The organism is Ilumatobacter sp., from assembly GCF_046290335.1.
Taxonomy (GTDB): Bacteria; Actinomycetota; Acidimicrobiia; order Acidimicrobiales; family Ilumatobacteraceae; genus Ilumatobacter_A.
Window position 1 is genome coordinate 407,878 of record NZ_JBKAGH010000003.1, and the last position, 14,167, is coordinate 422,044.

A 14,167-nucleotide genomic window follows, 5' to 3' on the forward strand; every position below is an offset into this window, starting at 1 on the left:
CTGCGTCCATGATTGATCCTTCTCGTAGGAGCGACATCAGCGAGCGCGGCAACGAGATTCTCCTGAAGCTAATGGACGGGCTATTCGAGCCCGGGAGCGTGTTCCCGATGCTTCACGGTCTGTCGCTGGCTCTGGGCGGTCTTCCTCCGAACACGCTTGTTCAAGCTGACTTGTCCGACAGCGACTGGGTGGCCGAGCGCGAGGATGGCGAGGTCTTCCTAAGGGACTTCGTTCCGCTCGAGCTCATCTCACTCACTCCGGCGTCGGTGCTGTGCGAGGGGGTGTTCGACTCACGGGTAATCGAGCACGCCATAAAGAAGACGCATCCTCACCTGACCGACCATCTGCTCGTCGCTAGGTTCGACTTCAATCGTGAGGGCTCCTCCTCGGCCCTCACCCGACTCGTCCGCGGACTCGCAGACGTCGCGGCAACGGGTCCTCGCGGTCTGGACGACGCGCCTCGGATCATTGCCGTGTTCGATGCTGATAGGGCTGGTGTGCTCGAGGCGAATCGACTTGCAGCCGCTGGCCTGCCGTCGAACTTCACCGTGCTGACGCTCCCGGAACGACCCGAACTCAAGACGTACCCCGTCCTCACTCCGACCGGTGTCGAGCCTCACGACGTGAATTCCTGGGGAGCGGCGATCGAAACGTACCTGGCGATCGAACTGGAGGTGATGGCTCCGCTGGTCCTTTCGTACGACCACGGAGCGGCGGGCGGCTATCAGGGTGCTCTGGAGCGGGATGGTAAGGCCGCAGTCCAACGAGCCTTCGAAGAAGTGGTCCTGGTGCGCGACCAGTGGCCGATACTCGAGTCAGTTGTCCAGCACATCGTGCATGCTCCGAGCCGTTGATCGCGCCATCAGAGAGCTCCCTGAACGGGACAGTGGAACGTCGGACCGAAGTGCGTTCATCCAGTCGGGAGTCAACCTTGCCCAAGTGTTCAGATCGAGGTCCTTTGGTGGTTCGACAACCTCCAGCGCTGTTCCGCGCCTCTCGAGAAGGTCGCTCAGGCGGTCGCCCCACGCCCTTCCGGCCGGGTCGGCGTCGATCACCGCAATGACTCGTTGATCAACGATTCGGGTGCGATGAACCAATACGTCAGCTACTCGATCATCGGGCGCCTGAGAGCCGAGGATTCCGACGGCGGCGTAGCCAGCCCCGGCGGCGGTGAGGGCGTCGGGGATGCCTTCGGTGACGAGTAGCACGCCGGCGGTGGTGCGACCGTCGGGCGTGCGGGTCCAGGCGAGGCGTGGGTTCGATCCGAGGCTGCCAGCCGGGTTGTCGTATTTGTCGGGTCCGATCGGCTCGAGGTAGCGGGCTTGGACGTACTGGACGTTGCCCTCGGGATCGAGTGCGGGGAAGGTGGCGGCGAGGGAGTGGCCGTGGGGGAGGCCTCGTTGGCGGGACATCATCGCTCGGCCGGGGTCGGCACCGACGTGGTTGGCCCGGAGGAGGTCGTCATCGAAGCCGCGGGCGTGGAGCCAGTCGCGCACCGGAGCGCCGGTGTGTCCCCACAGGATCTTCTCGCAGGCGTGGACGTAGCGGACCACCGATGGATCGAGCGGAACCACGCTCGGCCGGGCACGTTGCGGTTTGCGTCGTGCGGGTGGGAGCGGTTGATCAGGGATCATCCCGGCGCGGTTGGCGAGCCATGCGATGGCGTCGGCACGGTTGACGCGTTGGGTCGCGACGATGAGGTCGATGGCGTCGCCACGGTGGGTGTTGTCTCCGGACCAGCAGCGCCATCGCTCGTGTCCGCGGTGGTCCGTGTGCATGGTGACAGAGGCGTGCTGGTCGTCGTGGTCGGGCATCGGGCAGTGCCAACGACGACTGCGGATGCTTTGGGTGGCGGGGGTTGCCAGCTCGTCGAGGAGCTGGGAGAGGTCGGTGCGTGCGAGCACATCAGCGATCTCCCAGCGGGGCTGCCGATCGCGCTCGCCCGTGCCCATGGCTCTACGCCGACATCGACCGATCGGTGTCGCACACCTGCCGTTCGGCGTCGGTGAGGACGGTGTGAACAACCGCGCCGCGACGCTGCAGCCGCCACAGTGCTCGACCGCGCACCATGGTGGCCACCCAGTCGCGTTCACGCTCGGAGAGCCCGAACAGTTCGGCGGCGGTGTTCACTTGGTCGGGCGGTTGGCGGAAGATGATGCGGGTCTGGACGTCGGAGAGAAGGCCGGCCGAGATCTTGGCGGTGGCGGTGCCGTCGTCGGACTGTGCGGTGAGATCCGCCGGCCGGTGGCAGATCAGCCAGGTGGACACGCCGAAGGTGCGCGACAGCTTGATCGCTGCTTGGAAGTGGCGGGCACCGTGTCGGACCGCTGCCCATGCTTCGTCGATCACCTGGAGGACTCGCCGAGGTGAGTCGCGGTGGAGTGTGGCGGCCAGCCAAGAGGTGGCGGCGAGCATCACGAGTGGGAGCGCTTCGTCGTCGCCCCACACGGCGGAAAGATCGATGACGAACCCTGGCCCGTTGTCCCAGTCGATGTTCACGGTGGTCGGGCCGTCGAACATGCCGGCGAGGGTCCGTGAGAGCAGCTTGTCGACGGCAAAGATCACCGGTGTCGCTGCGTGCGTGAGTTCGAGTGGTGTCCGTCGCGATAGGGCGACCAGCTCCTCGGCAGGGTTCGCCAGTGTCGCGGCAACGTCGACGAACGTGAAGGGACGTGCTTGGCGCGCGAGGGTCGTGATCGCCCACCCGAGCACTGCGTCCTCGATCGGGTCGAGTCCGCGGCCGAGGACACCTGCGACGAGTGCTGCTGCCAGTGACTGTCGGCGCACGGTCTCGGTGGGGTCGCCGCGCGCGTCGAGTGGGTTGAGCCGGTCGGTGCCACCGGGCCGCAGCTGGATGACCGGCAGCCCGTGGACGGCGGCGAACGGGCCGTACTCTCCCTTGGGATCGAGGATCGTGACTTGTCGCTTGGACCCGTAGACGGCGAGCTCGCGGCCGAGCATCGCCTTGACGAGTGCGGACTTGCCGAAGCCGAGGTCGCCGACGATCGCGACGTTGGGGTTGGTGAGATGTGTCGGGTACAGCTCGAAGGGGTCGAAGAAGAACCCGCTTCCGCCGCCGGTGACGTTGACCCCGATGTACGGGCCTCGCTCGCCGAACCCGGTGTCGGTGTGGCACGGGTACACCGACGCGAGGTGTGCCATCGTCGCCCGGTGGCGTTCGATGTGCAGTCCGGGTGCTCTGCGCCAACCGGGCCGGCCGGCGTCGGGCACCTCGTCGATGGTCGCGTTCATGACGTGAATCCGGGAGTCAGGGCGCGTCCGAGCGGGAGCGACGCCACCCAGCCCTGATCGTGTCGTGCATCCAAGGGCCGGAGATCGAGCAGGCATTGGGCTGCCGCCTGTTCGATCACGGTGCAGTCGTCATCGAGATCTTCGAGCGTCGACGCGGTCACGTTCACGAGCCCGACGAAGCGGAACTCCGAGTGCCCTTCGGACAGCTCGTGCTCGCGGCGTTCGGCGTCGGCGAGCCGTTTGCGTTCGCGCGCGTTGACCCGGAACCCCTTGCGTTCCTTGAGGTCGCTGTCGGCTTCGCGAGCCATCACCTCACGATCAGCGGCCCGCGCTGCGCGGCCCATCGGAACCGGCTCCATCACGACAGTGACCGTGCGGATGCAGTGGGTGTCGGCGAGCAGCCGTGACAGCCAGTCGGCGGGCACCGGCAGCTGCGGCCAACCGGCAACCCGATAGCTGCGGTGGAACGCATCGTCGACGTGCACGTGACGCCAGTCGGGCTCGACGACCATCGGGCCCCACTCGAACGCCCCTCGCCGCGCCGCTGCCGCAAGTGATCGCGTCAGCGTCAGCACCTGTGCTGCGCGGGCTGGCGCGCTGCGGACTCGGATCGCACTCGACAACTCCAAGGCCGACATCGGAGGGTCGACGTCGAGCCCCGCGGCTTCGAGCCGTGACGCCAACTGTCGTGACTCGTCGAACAGTGCGTCCACGGCGGCGCCGAGTGCAGACTTCAGCGAGCGTCGTGCTCGGACGCGGCGCAGGTCGATCGTCACTGCGACGAGAACCTCGTGCGCGATCGTCGCCGGGGCTTGCTCGTCGACAAGCGCCAGGTAGTCCGCCACGGCAGGGTCGCGGAGCCGCTGATCGATCCCGACGGCGTCGAGGAACGCCCGGTGGGTGTCACTGGTGACGGGATGGCTCCACTCCTGCCACACGACGTGACGTACCGGTGATTGCTCGCGTGCGAGCGGCGAGAGCGCAGCTCCCCATGCGCCGAGCATTGCGTCCTGCTCGACTGCGCCTGCCAACGGGAACCCGTAGCCGCGCACCCGGAGCGCCGCAGTGACCGTGCCGGCCGCTTTGTCCCGGATAACCCCGAACGGACGGTCGGATGGCTCGATGAGCTCGAGCCCGCGAAGCGCGTCCGGCAGCACGTCGCTGGTGTTGTCCCCGACGAGTGACGGCCGGACCCAACGCCGACGACGGATCGCCCGTCGGCCATACAGCCGGACACCAGGCACGAGCGTCTCGGCAATCGGGGCACCACGCCAGCGCCCGAACGCCAACGCGGAACCGACAGCCGGACCGATCAGCCCGACGAGAGGGTGCAGTGGCGTCTGGAGGGCGACGGCGAGGACGACGGCACCAACGATCATGGGGACCGCCTGCCGCGCGCTCAGTCCCAGCAGCAGCCCTGGCCGATTCGAGTCGGCGAACCGGTAGGCCCGTGCATCACTCATCGTTGTCGTCTCCGGATGCAGCGTCGTCCGCAGCTACGCCAGCGGAACGAGGTGTTGGCCGGCGGTCGCGTCTCGGTGGCAGGGTCGGTGACGACGCTCGGGTCGACTGAGAAGCAGCACCGCTGTCGGGGGTCGATGATCCGCCCGTGCTCGAACTCGATCCTGCGGTGGTCGGCCCCTGTGGGTTGGGTGACGCGGACCCGGCCGACGACGGGCCGCTTCCGGATGCTGCGTCGGTCAGGCCGGGGATCGCTCCCCGCTGTGCCGACGGGCCCCCGGCGCCCCGAGCACCGGCTTGGCCAGCGACACCCTTGGTGGCTGCGGATCCTGCGGCCGACGCACCGAGACTCTTCACCATCAGAGCTGTGTGGGCCGCCGTCGTCGCTCCGCGTGTCCAGCCTCCAGCGACGCCTGCGCCGACGATCGCACCCTCGACGGTCGGCATCAGCTTGTAGAGCACCAGCGGCGACACGGCCGCGATCAAGAAGCACACGAACCCGGACATGAGCGTTCCGACCGCCGCCGCTCCGTCGTTGATGATCGAGGCACTGTCCGGGTCACCGGATGGATGCGCAATCAGGTTCACCGCGACGACGAGGCTGACGACGATCGCCAGCTTCGACACGATCAAGGCGACAGTGAGATGGATCAGCTTGCGGGCCGTGCCCCGGAACAGCGGCAGCACATTCGCCGACCACACCAGCGGCGCCAACGCTGCGGCGAGGTAGATCAGCGACGATCGCATCATCAACGACACGACCAGGCCGATCAGCCCGACGAACCCGACCAGTAGACAGAGCGGCCCGACGAACGTCGTGGCGAGCGGTCCGGTCGTGGTCGCGACCACGACGATCCCTTCGATCATGCTGACGAGGTCGGCTCGACCCGACTGCCAGACCATGGCCGAGGCTTCGTCGACGAGACCCAACAGCAGGTCGATCACGGTCACCGTAAGGGCTGACGCAACGATCGACCACATCCCCTGGCGGACGGCGTCGAGGATCTGCTCGGGACGGCCGGCGAGCGCCGCCTGGATGCCCGAGGCGAGCATCATCGCCACCGTGACAGCGAGAGCGAGCACGCCCAGCTGGACGGCAAGGTCGTTGGCGAACCAGCTGGCCGTGACGCGCGGCGTTGTCCCCGAGTCGAGCACGGACCACACCCACTCGACCAGCAGCGCCAAGCCGTTGGCGAGCCACGTGTAGATGCCGGTCACGACCTTGTCCCATGCCCAGCCGACCGCCTCTCCGATGGCGTTGAGACCGAACCCGAACAGGTCGCCGAGACCACCGATGACCCAATCGAACATGTCACGCACCTCCCACGGGTGGCCACGCAGTGACCTCGCGCATCTCAGCGAGCGAGGCGACCGGGGCGTTGGTGGCCAGCGCCGGTGTCGGGCCCGGGCGGACCGTCCATCCGTCGACTTGCCAATCGCCCTCCTCCCACACCAATTCGACGGTCACCGTTCGCCACAGCTGCCTCGGCGCTCCGAGGCGGTCCCCTCCGGCGACGAGGAGCGCCCACACCTGAACAGTCGCCGAGTTCGCCGTTGCCGATTCGACGACGGCGGTGAGCGGGAGCTCCTGGAGCAGCAGCTGTGAAGGCGTCAGACCCTCGCCGGCCAGGTCGTCGATGAAGGCGTCGAGCTGAGCGGCAGACAGATCCGCAAGGGTCGGCCCGTAGCGGCGCGAGGCCAGAACCCTGATCATGTCGGAGCGGGTGATGAAGCCTGCGCGTGCGAGCTCTCCGGTCAACGACACCGCCGAGACCGCTGCTGCGCGAGCACCAGTGGCGTCGCGACTCCAGCCGACCGGGACACCGAGCTCCTCGGTGCGCGGACCGGTCGCCGGACGCTCGTCGGCCGACTCGGCCGCCGTGCTGGGACTCGCGGGCGGCGCTGCTTCCCGGCCCGCAGCGGCGCACGTGCGAAGTCCGATTGCCGCTGCTGCGACGAGCACCGTTGCGCCCACAACCATCACGCGCCGCATGTCAGGTCGCGTTGTAGACGGTCATGGCGATCGTGTGCGCCAGCCCAGCGAGCATGGCCGCTCCCACTCCGCCCAGCACCCACTTCCGACCGGCCGAGCTCGCGCTGTACGACGAGCCGAAGTGGCCCACGCCAGTTGCGATGCCACCGATCAACAGCCCGGCGACCGCAGCGGCGATGCTCGCGTACTTCAACCACCCCAGCATTTGGGTGATCAGTGTCCCGCCCGGCAGGGAGCTGTCAGGCGCCGGGTCCGGCACCTGAGCCCACGCGGGCGACGCGCCCATCAGTACTCCGCTGGCGACGAGCATCAGCCCGACCGACAGACGCGCTCGATGCCTCACCGGCATGGCACACCTCCTTGGTGTCTGCGACACACCGCTGCTCGGCGTGTTCGATCACCGGTGAACCCACCCACGTCGTCAGCAGATCGCGACACCCAGACCACACCGGGCCGATCAGACCTGCGACTGTCACGGAGCGGCCGTCTCGAGGGTGCGACAGAGGAGATGAAGCTCCTCGCTGTCCCCATCGTCGGACTCGTGCTCGCGCTCGTCGCATTCCCCGTCGTCTTCGCGACGGGGGACAACCCCGGCATCGGATGCGCGGCCGGCGGTGACGTCGCACCGATCCTCGCAACGATCCGAACGCTCGAGTCCGGCGGTGACTACACCGCGCGTGCCGCAGGGTCGAGTGCATCCGGCGCCTACCAGTTCATCGACTCCACCTGGGCCAACTACGGCGGCTACGCACAGGCATGGCAAGCACCACCAGCGGTGCAGGACGCGAAGGCCGCCGAGAACGTCCGCCGCGTCCTCGACGACCACGATGGCGACGTCAGCGCCGTGCCCGTCGTCTGGTACATCGGCCACCTCCCCGGCCCGACATCGCCAACGTGGGACCAGGTGCCCGTGCCATCGGCAGGCAACGTCCTCACGCCTCGCCAGTACCAACAGCGATGGCTCGCCGAGTACGACCGGCAACTCACAGGCGGCGACGGCACCGCCTCAGGAGGGTCATGCATTCCCGGCGAAGCAATCATCCCGTTCGCCGACGGCTACGCGATCCCCGGCCCGGCTGACCTCTTCGCGACAGCACCCGTAGACGAACCTCATCACACATATCCGGCCTGGGACTGGATGCTCCCGACCGGAACCCCGATCTACGCCATCCGAGGAGGGCGGGTCGTGAACGTCCAGTACTGGCCGTACAACTGGTGGGACCACGGCTGCGGCCAGAACGGGGCCGGGTGCCAGACCTGCGGCATCGGCGTCACGATCGAGGACGACGAGGGAACCCGCTGGGCCTACTGCCACGGCAACGCAGCCCACGTCGCAGCCGGCACCACCATCGCCGCCGGAACCCAGATCCTCACGTCCGGCAACACCGGCCGCTCCAGCGGCCCCCACCTCCACCTCCAGATCCGCACCGATGACGGCCTTCTTCGCTGCCCGCAAGCACTCCTTCGCTCGCTACGGGATGACGGCGTTGGAACACCGACGAGTCAGCTCGCTGCCAGCGGCTGCTGGTACTGAGTTGCTACGGCTCCTCCGCCCACCGGGAGGTTGCTCAACCTCTCGCCCTACGACGCGAGCGCTGTCGCGATCTGTGCTGAGCCCCACATCGGGTCAATCAGTCGATAGACCCCAAGACTGCTTCGTGCCAGTTCGTGCCATGTCGATGGAACGAACAAGAACTTCACCTCGGAGAGATGCATCCCGCCCGGCACTCTCCACTCACGTTCCCACTCGAACTCGTACCTCGCCCGACCATCGCCATCGGGAGTGACGCGATCGATGAATCGAGTCAGCTTCCACAGAGGGTCTGCCCAACGCCGTGCATCGGTCACCTCGGCCAGCAACCCGTCGAGGACGTTCATGGGCTCGGTCGAGTCATCGACATACCAGACGCGCTGTCCACCTGCGGCGCGCACGTCGGTCTTAGCGAGGCCCACACCGAAGCTGCCGTGACGACTCACGAGCCGAGCGAGGTAGGTGAGCGGCACTTCGCTCATGCAAATTGAACGCTGGGTGTGCTGCGGGGAGGCCCAGCCCTTTGCGAACCCGAAACCCCCGATGCCGGGCTTCAGCTCCCGGTCCTGCAACACGTTACGCAAGACGTCGAAGCGTCGATCGGGTGTCGCCTCGCGTCCGCCCACGAAGTGCACGAGGTAGTCGCTCATGTCTTGCCAGTCGACGTTGCCCTGGTATCCCAGCTCCACTCGCCGATTGTTACAGACAAGTGCGAAGTGTCGGACGCCAGGGACTCGTGGGAGGACTGCGAGAGTGTCCGCTCCTTCACCCCTGATTTCGAGAATCGACTCGGCGTACCCTCGGATAGCCCACTCCACCGAATCGCCGTGCTCGTGGGTCCACGGTCCTTCCTACCTTGGAGCGGGGCTATGCGAATTGATGACTTGGATGAGGCCGATCCCTTCGGTGCACATTGCGTAGCTGGCGGCACAGGCCATTGCGTGGAGACGGGCTGCGGGGCGTTGATCGGTGAGGCAGTCGAGCTCGCTCACGGACGTCGACACCTGACGATCGTTCATGGTGACCCCCACGATGTTGCGGCCTCGCGGCGGCTCTCTGAGTTCTACGAGCAGCTGCGTCGGCTCGCTGCCGGGTGCGAGTGGGTCCGAGTCCGCGGGAACGCCGAGTACGTCACCGTAACGGTCGGCGGAACGGTCGCAGACGAGCGGATCGCACTATTCGAGGCTGCTGCCGCGTTCGCAGATCCGGGCGACTGGACGATTGTCGCCACCGCCGTCCCGCCGCTCAGCTGACGGTGCTGGAGATTCGCTGCGATCGGAGTTCGTTGTAGAGCGCGGTGGTCGCGGGCGACGGTTCGACCTCGAGGTCGGCGAGGTACACGCACAGTTCCTCGTAGGCGGCGACGAGGCCTCGTGTGTTGCCGGCGTGCGCTTCGAGTCGCATGCGGAGCCGGTAGAGGTGCTCGTCTCCCGGGAGTCCCCGCAACCCTCGACTGATCGCGTGCCGGGCGAGGTCGTGCTGTCCGGCTTCCACCGAGAGTGCGACGAGGCGGTCGACGGCTTGCTCGATGACGCGGGCCGCCTCGGCGACGTCCTGGTCCCGGTGCGCCCAGTCGTAGCCGACGGCGTCGAACGGAGGACCTTCGACCATAGAGAGTGCATGGCGTAGCGCGGACATCGCCTCGGTGGACGACATCTCATCCGCCGCAGCGACGGCTCTGCGGAGCAGGTCGAGGTCGGTCGTGACACGAGGGTGCACCCGCAGCGTGCCGCGGGCGCGGTCGGCCGCAGGCATGACTGGGGTGCCGTCGTCGAAGTCGCCGAGCGCCCGCCGGACTGCAGCGACGAAGTTCCACACCGTCTTCGGCTCGACTGGCTTGCCGCCCCACAGCGCGTCTTGCGCAGCCGATGCGGCGAGCGTCCCACCTCGGCAGGCGAGCAGCACGGCCAGGATGAGTTCGCGCCGGCCGATGTCGGGTCGGTCCGGAATCGAAGGCACGCCGAGCACCCGCACGACGAGCTCCGGCCCGGTCGACTCCGTCGCGAACAAGCGGCCGTCCGACTCGGTGTTGGGTTCGCCTAGTGCGTTCGAGTGCGCGTCGTCGGTTGTCTGCTCGGCGCTGAGGTCGACGGTGAACACGCTGGTGGTGTTCACATCGTGCTCGTGTCCGTTGAGGCGATGGCTGTTGACAATGAAGGGTTCGATGGTGGGCTGCGCTTGGCTGCTAACGCCCTCAACTCGCGCATGCGGTCCGAGCGCCGACGGGTCGACAGTGTCCGGCTCGACTTCCGGGAGATCTACGACGGCGACCGTTGCAGCGGCGAGCGCATCGGCAGTCGATGCGTCGAGCCGGACTGGTGTGAAGTCAATACCGAGGGGCTCAATCCGTGCGGACGTCCCGTCGCCTGAGATCTCGATTCGTGCTCCGCCATCCCCGATTGAGGCGCGGTCCGATGCGATCACGAGTGCCGCACCTCGCCGCGGCGAGAACGTGGCGTCCATGGACCCTTGGCGGCCGCTGGCGACGATGACGGTGGCCTCGATGGGGGCTCCGCCTCCAACGCGGGCCCGGAAGGAGTCGGCTCGTGAGTCGTGCCGCATTGCTGCGCTGACGGAGTCAATGGCGTTCTCTGCTGCCTCGATCGCTTCCGTGAGTGTCTGCACTGTCAGGCGATGGCGGGGAGCGACGAGGGGATCGACGTCGATGTCGACGATCGAGACGTACGCGTCGGCGAGATCGTTGCCACAGGCGAGCTCGAGTGCGACGGAGCGGAGAAGGCCAGACGTGCAGTCGGGAGGACCCGTGACTGAGAGGGTGCCGAAGGCCTCGAGGTCGATGAGAAGTTGGCGGCCTTCGCGCTGGCCGATGGTGACCAGTGCTGGGATGCCTGCGGGGAGTTCATCGGGTGGCACAGGACTCTCCGGGTCGTAGTCCAAGCGCCACGCCCACCCGCCGTCGGCGGCGCGCCACGCGCCAACCGTTGGCGAATGTTGCGGCGCGTCCCAGAGGATCTCGATGCCGGCCTCTTCGGAGAGTTCGACGGCCAGAGGAGCGCCGGTGACCTTGCGCGGGTCGAGGTCTCGTATCAGCGTGGCCATCTCCTGGCCGGCCCATCGGACCAGGGGGACGTCGGCCGCTGCGACGACGACGATCTCGGCATCGCTCGGGATCACGGCAGCAGCCGCTGATCCACGAGTTGCCCGCCGACGCCTGAGCCACCGCAACCGAAGCGCGAGGCCGGTGCTCAGCGCGGTGGCTCCTGCGAGCCCCACGAGGATTGGCGCTGGACTTCCTCCATGGTCGCTTGTTGCTGCTTCCGTGTCGGTGTGCGGGTTCGGCACCGTCACGGCTGGAGCCGGCGCTGTGGTTGGCGGCGGTGGCTGCGGGGTCGTTGTGCTCGGAGCTGGCGTTGCGGTGGTCGGCGGTGGGGTGGTGGCGGTCGTAGGGGTGGCGGCCGGCGAGTCGTCGGGCTCGCCGACATCCGTCGTCTGGTCGGGCTCGGCTGGAGCATCGACCGGCTCCACCTCGGCGGGCTCTTGCGTCGCCGGGATCACGAGGTTCCAACCCACGACGATGAGGTCGGGGTCGGTGAGTCGTCTGCCGTCGGGTTGGATGCGGTCGCAGTTGGCCTCGAAGAGCTCTGGGTACCGAGATGGGTCGCCCAGGTACTGGTCAGCGATCGAGGACAACGTATCGCCTCGTTGCACGACGTGGACGACGTCTGCTGCGTCTGTCGGCTCGATCGGCGACTGGGGTGTCGGAAGGTTCGCGGCGCTGGGCAGGCGCAGCTGCCAGCCCGGCATGATCAGCTCGGGATTGGTCCACGATCGACCGTCCGGCTGGGGAAGTCCGCGGTTGATTTCGTAGAGCTCGCGCCACCGCAGCCCATCGTCCAGGTGTGCTTCGGCGAGGCTCCACGGGCTGTCGCCGCGTTCGACCTCGATCACGGGTGCCGTGTCCTGCGGGATGGCCGGTGGGGCCGACTCGTCTGGTGTGCTTGTGTCGGCGGAGGTCCCGTCGGGGGCGATGGTGATCGCGATGACATGACCCGGATGGGGTGGCTTGTGCCCGAATGAGACTGGGGTGGCAGTTGACGCGGTCGCGGCGGCTCGGGGGACGGAGGCGTACGAGGGCCCCGCGCTCTGGAGCAGACTCAACATCAGGAGGACCCCGGCGACCAGTGTTCGGGCGGATCGTTGGAACGGCCAGGCGAAGGCGACTCGCGGTGCTTGGAATCCCCGGATACCGGCGACGAACTCGACGATCACCGCAGCAGCGAAAGTCGCCCATGCGACCCACGCCGCCAACGTGAGCACGACGAACACCGTCGTGTCCGAAACGGCAGTGTCGCTGAGTCGGTCCCACCAGTCGCTGCTCGGTGAACCGGGCAGGCGCCCCCACGACGCGAGAAGAACGGGCAGTCCGACGAGCAAGGCTGCGAGTGCAGCGAGGCTCGCCACTCCGCGAGTGAGCGCTCGCAGGCGATTCATGGCAACTCAACCTTCACGATGTTCACGGTCGAGGTGGCCGTGAAGCTGGCGGTCTCCGCGCCGGCGAGGCGGAGGAGTTGGAGGCTGGTCGCGCTGGTGACCGTGACCGTGATCGTTTCGTCGGTGATCGCGACGGTGCCGGTTGCGCCGTGTGCGGCGAGGTAGTCGAGTGCGGCCCGTTCGGCTGCGACGGGGTCGAGAACTGTGAGCCCCTGCACTGCTGAGGCGGAGTCAAGTTCCTGTGCTCCAGACCGGGCGGCGGAGCTGGCCAACGCGAACGCGTCGCTTCGGGCACGGAGCATGGTGCCGCCGTCGATGACGAGGCCGATGATCAGCACGCACGCGACGGTTGCGCTGATGGCCCAGACGGTGACCGAGCCTCGGTCGTCGTGGACGTCGACGCGTCGACGTTGGCCGGTGGCGATCATGGCGTTCGCTCCCGGAACGCGTCGCGGACCTCACTCGCCGATCCCGAGATGGTGAGGCTGCCGGGGAGAGGGAGCACGGACGCTTCTTGCAGGTCGGCCGAGCAGGTGACCGTCACTTCGATCACGTCATCGGCCACCGACGCGGTCATGGACATCGAACGGCACGATGCCGAGCCGACGTCGAGTGTCTCGGCGACGGCGCGTTCCACGTCAGCGAGCCGGCTCTGTGGGTCCCGAGCGATCGACAGGTCTCGTGCTGCCATCCGTGCCGCAGCGTCGACGTCGGCGCGGGCGTTGCTGACCCGCCCGACGGCGATCACGCCGAGGAGGAGCAGCCCGAAGAGGGGAGCGAGGATGACAAGCTCGACCGACGCCGAGCCGCGATCGGATCGTCGGGCGCTCATGGCTCGATCCGTTCTGTCGGTGCGTCAACGGTGACGGACACGGTGAACGACACGCCGGGCAGGATCGACACGACCCGGCCCGAGACGGTCACGGATGACACTGCCGCGGTGCGGGTTGCGTCGACGATGCGGCTCTCGAGTCCCCCGCCGGATTGGTCGAGGAACTCGGACGCGACGTCGATGCCCTCCGACGGTGATCCGTTGATGGTGCGGACGTGGTCGAGCCCGTGGCGTGCGGCGGTCTGCGCGACCGCGCGGGTGTGGTACCAGACGCCGACCTGCACGACCATCAGCAAGAGCAGCACCATCGCGGCGGACGCGATGACGAACTCGACCGTCGAGGAGCCTCGGTCACGTGGTGACCTTTGCTCGACGGGGATGTCGGGGCGCGTGTGTTCGTCACGCGGCGGATCGAGTCCGCGGCCGTTGCGATGCCGTCGCACCGCTGGCCCTGTCAGAGCTCGAGACCGGCGATCTTGATGTCGACAGCTGCTGCGATTGCTGCCATCGCTGCGATGGCGATGGCCGCGGCGGCCGCGACGATGATCACCTTCTCGACGATCTCGCCGCGCTCCGCCTCCTCGGCGGCGCGTGCTCGTGCTTCGATGAGTTGTGCCTGGAACCAGACGATGATCACTGTCACTGC

Annotated in this window: 14 protein-coding genes; 2 read left to right on the top strand and 12 right to left on the bottom strand. The window is 67.6% G+C overall.

What is annotated here, in order from left to right; translation table 11 throughout:
- Positions 1-8 precede the first annotated feature (8 nt).
- Positions 9-854 (top strand): hypothetical protein, encoded by an 846-nt coding sequence (locus ACE37B_RS14480; protein WP_409924029.1) that lies wholly within the window; start codon positions 9-11, stop codon positions 852-854.
- Here the strand turns inward: ACE37B_RS14480 and ACE37B_RS14485 are convergent.
- From ACE37B_RS14485 to ACE37B_RS14510, 6 genes are read right to left on the bottom strand one after another with little or no spacing between them, the layout of a single operon-like run.
- Positions 816-1,904, bottom strand: a complete 1,089-nt coding sequence (locus ACE37B_RS14485) for a toprim domain-containing protein (protein WP_409924030.1) — start codon at positions 1,902-1,904, stop codon at positions 816-818. The two genes, ACE37B_RS14480 and ACE37B_RS14485, sit on opposite strands and share 39 nt — an antisense overlap.
- 52 nt (positions 1,905-1,956) lie before the next feature.
- Complete coding sequence (locus tag ACE37B_RS14490; RefSeq protein ID WP_409924031.1) at positions 1,957-3,252, bottom strand: helicase HerA domain-containing protein; 1,296 nt, start codon at positions 3,250-3,252, stop codon at positions 1,957-1,959.
- Positions 3,249-4,715 (bottom strand): SCO6880 family protein, encoded by a 1,467-nt coding sequence (locus tag ACE37B_RS14495; protein WP_409924032.1) that lies wholly within the window; start codon positions 4,713-4,715, stop codon positions 3,249-3,251. The genes ACE37B_RS14490 and ACE37B_RS14495 overlap by 4 nt, the downstream gene beginning before the upstream one ends.
- Positions 4,708-6,024 (bottom strand): hypothetical protein, encoded by a 1,317-nt coding sequence (locus ACE37B_RS14500; RefSeq protein WP_409924033.1) that lies wholly within the window; start codon positions 6,022-6,024, stop codon positions 4,708-4,710. The genes ACE37B_RS14495 and ACE37B_RS14500 overlap by 8 nt, the downstream gene beginning before the upstream one ends.
- 1 nt (position 6,025) lies before the next feature.
- Entirely contained in the window at positions 6,026-6,706 is a 681-nt protein-coding gene (locus tag ACE37B_RS14505; RefSeq protein ID WP_409924034.1) for a hypothetical protein, read from the bottom strand.
- A 1-nt stretch (position 6,707) separates the two neighbouring features.
- Entirely contained in the window at positions 6,708-7,055 is a 348-nt protein-coding gene (locus ACE37B_RS14510; RefSeq protein WP_409924035.1) for a hypothetical protein, read from the bottom strand.
- A 159-nt stretch (positions 7,056-7,214) separates the two neighbouring features.
- On the opposite strand from ACE37B_RS14510, the gene ACE37B_RS14515 reads away from it, so the two are divergent.
- Positions 7,215-8,240: a M23 family metallopeptidase gene (locus ACE37B_RS14515; RefSeq protein WP_409924036.1), complete on the top strand. Its 1,026-nt coding sequence runs from the start codon at positions 7,215-7,217 to the stop codon at positions 8,238-8,240.
- A 47-nt stretch (positions 8,241-8,287) separates the two neighbouring features.
- Here the strand turns inward: ACE37B_RS14515 and ACE37B_RS14520 are convergent, their stop codons facing one another.
- The 6 genes from ACE37B_RS14520 to ACE37B_RS14545 all read right to left on the bottom strand — a co-directional run bounded on the left by ACE37B_RS14520 (position 8,288) and on the right by ACE37B_RS14545 (position 14,164).
- The gene (locus ACE37B_RS14520) at positions 8,288-8,926 is read right to left on the bottom strand and encodes a hypothetical protein (RefSeq protein ID WP_409924037.1); all 639 of its coding nucleotides are present in this window, start codon (positions 8,924-8,926) and stop codon (positions 8,288-8,290) included.
- Positions 8,927-9,482: 556 nt separating this feature from the next.
- Entirely contained in the window at positions 9,483-12,689 is a 3,207-nt protein-coding gene (locus ACE37B_RS14525; RefSeq protein ID WP_409924038.1) for a LysM peptidoglycan-binding domain-containing protein, read from the bottom strand.
- Positions 12,686-13,117, bottom strand: coding sequence for a pilus assembly protein TadG-related protein (locus ACE37B_RS14530; protein ID WP_409924039.1), 432 nt, complete (start codon positions 13,115-13,117; stop codon positions 12,686-12,688). Before ACE37B_RS14530 ends, ACE37B_RS14525 begins: the two co-directional genes overlap by 4 nt.
- Positions 13,114-13,521: a TadE/TadG family type IV pilus assembly protein gene (locus ACE37B_RS14535; protein ID WP_409924040.1), complete on the bottom strand. Its 408-nt coding sequence runs from the start codon at positions 13,519-13,521 to the stop codon at positions 13,114-13,116. The genes ACE37B_RS14530 and ACE37B_RS14535 overlap by 4 nt, the downstream gene beginning before the upstream one ends.
- Positions 13,518-13,964: a TadE/TadG family type IV pilus assembly protein gene (locus ACE37B_RS14540; protein WP_409924041.1), complete on the bottom strand. Its 447-nt coding sequence runs from the start codon at positions 13,962-13,964 to the stop codon at positions 13,518-13,520. The genes ACE37B_RS14535 and ACE37B_RS14540 overlap by 4 nt, the downstream gene beginning before the upstream one ends.
- An 11-nt stretch (positions 13,965-13,975) precedes the next feature.
- Positions 13,976-14,164: a hypothetical protein gene (locus ACE37B_RS14545; protein WP_409924042.1), complete on the bottom strand. Its 189-nt coding sequence runs from the start codon at positions 14,162-14,164 to the stop codon at positions 13,976-13,978.
- Between the last annotated feature and the right edge of the window lie 3 nt (positions 14,165-14,167).

Coding starts and splice junctions, on each gene's coding strand:
- ACE37B_RS14530 (WP_409924039.1), bottom strand. CDS start 13,117: ATGATCGCCACCGGCCAACGTCGACGCGTCGACGTCCACGACGACCGA.
- ACE37B_RS14510 (WP_409924035.1), bottom strand. CDS start 7,055: ATGCCGGTGAGGCATCGAGCGCGTCTGTCGGTCGGGCTGATGCTCGTC.
- ACE37B_RS14495 (WP_409924032.1), bottom strand. CDS start 4,715: ATGAGTGATGCACGGGCCTACCGGTTCGCCGACTCGAATCGGCCAGGG.
- ACE37B_RS14525 (WP_409924038.1), bottom strand. CDS start 12,689: ATGAATCGCCTGCGAGCGCTCACTCGCGGAGTGGCGAGCCTCGCTGCA.
- ACE37B_RS14490 (WP_409924031.1), bottom strand. CDS start 3,252: ATGAACGCGACCATCGACGAGGTGCCCGACGCCGGCCGGCCCGGTTGG.
- ACE37B_RS14480 (WP_409924029.1), top strand. CDS start 9: ATGATTGATCCTTCTCGTAGGAGCGACATCAGCGAGCGCGGCAACGAG.
- ACE37B_RS14535 (WP_409924040.1), bottom strand. CDS start 13,521: ATGAGCGCCCGACGATCCGATCGCGGCTCGGCGTCGGTCGAGCTTGTC.
- ACE37B_RS14500 (WP_409924033.1), bottom strand. CDS start 6,024: ATGTTCGATTGGGTCATCGGTGGTCTCGGCGACCTGTTCGGGTTCGGT.
- ACE37B_RS14505 (WP_409924034.1), bottom strand. CDS start 6,706: ATGCGGCGCGTGATGGTTGTGGGCGCAACGGTGCTCGTCGCAGCAGCG.
- ACE37B_RS14515 (WP_409924036.1), top strand. CDS start 7,215: ATGAAGCTCCTCGCTGTCCCCATCGTCGGACTCGTGCTCGCGCTCGTC.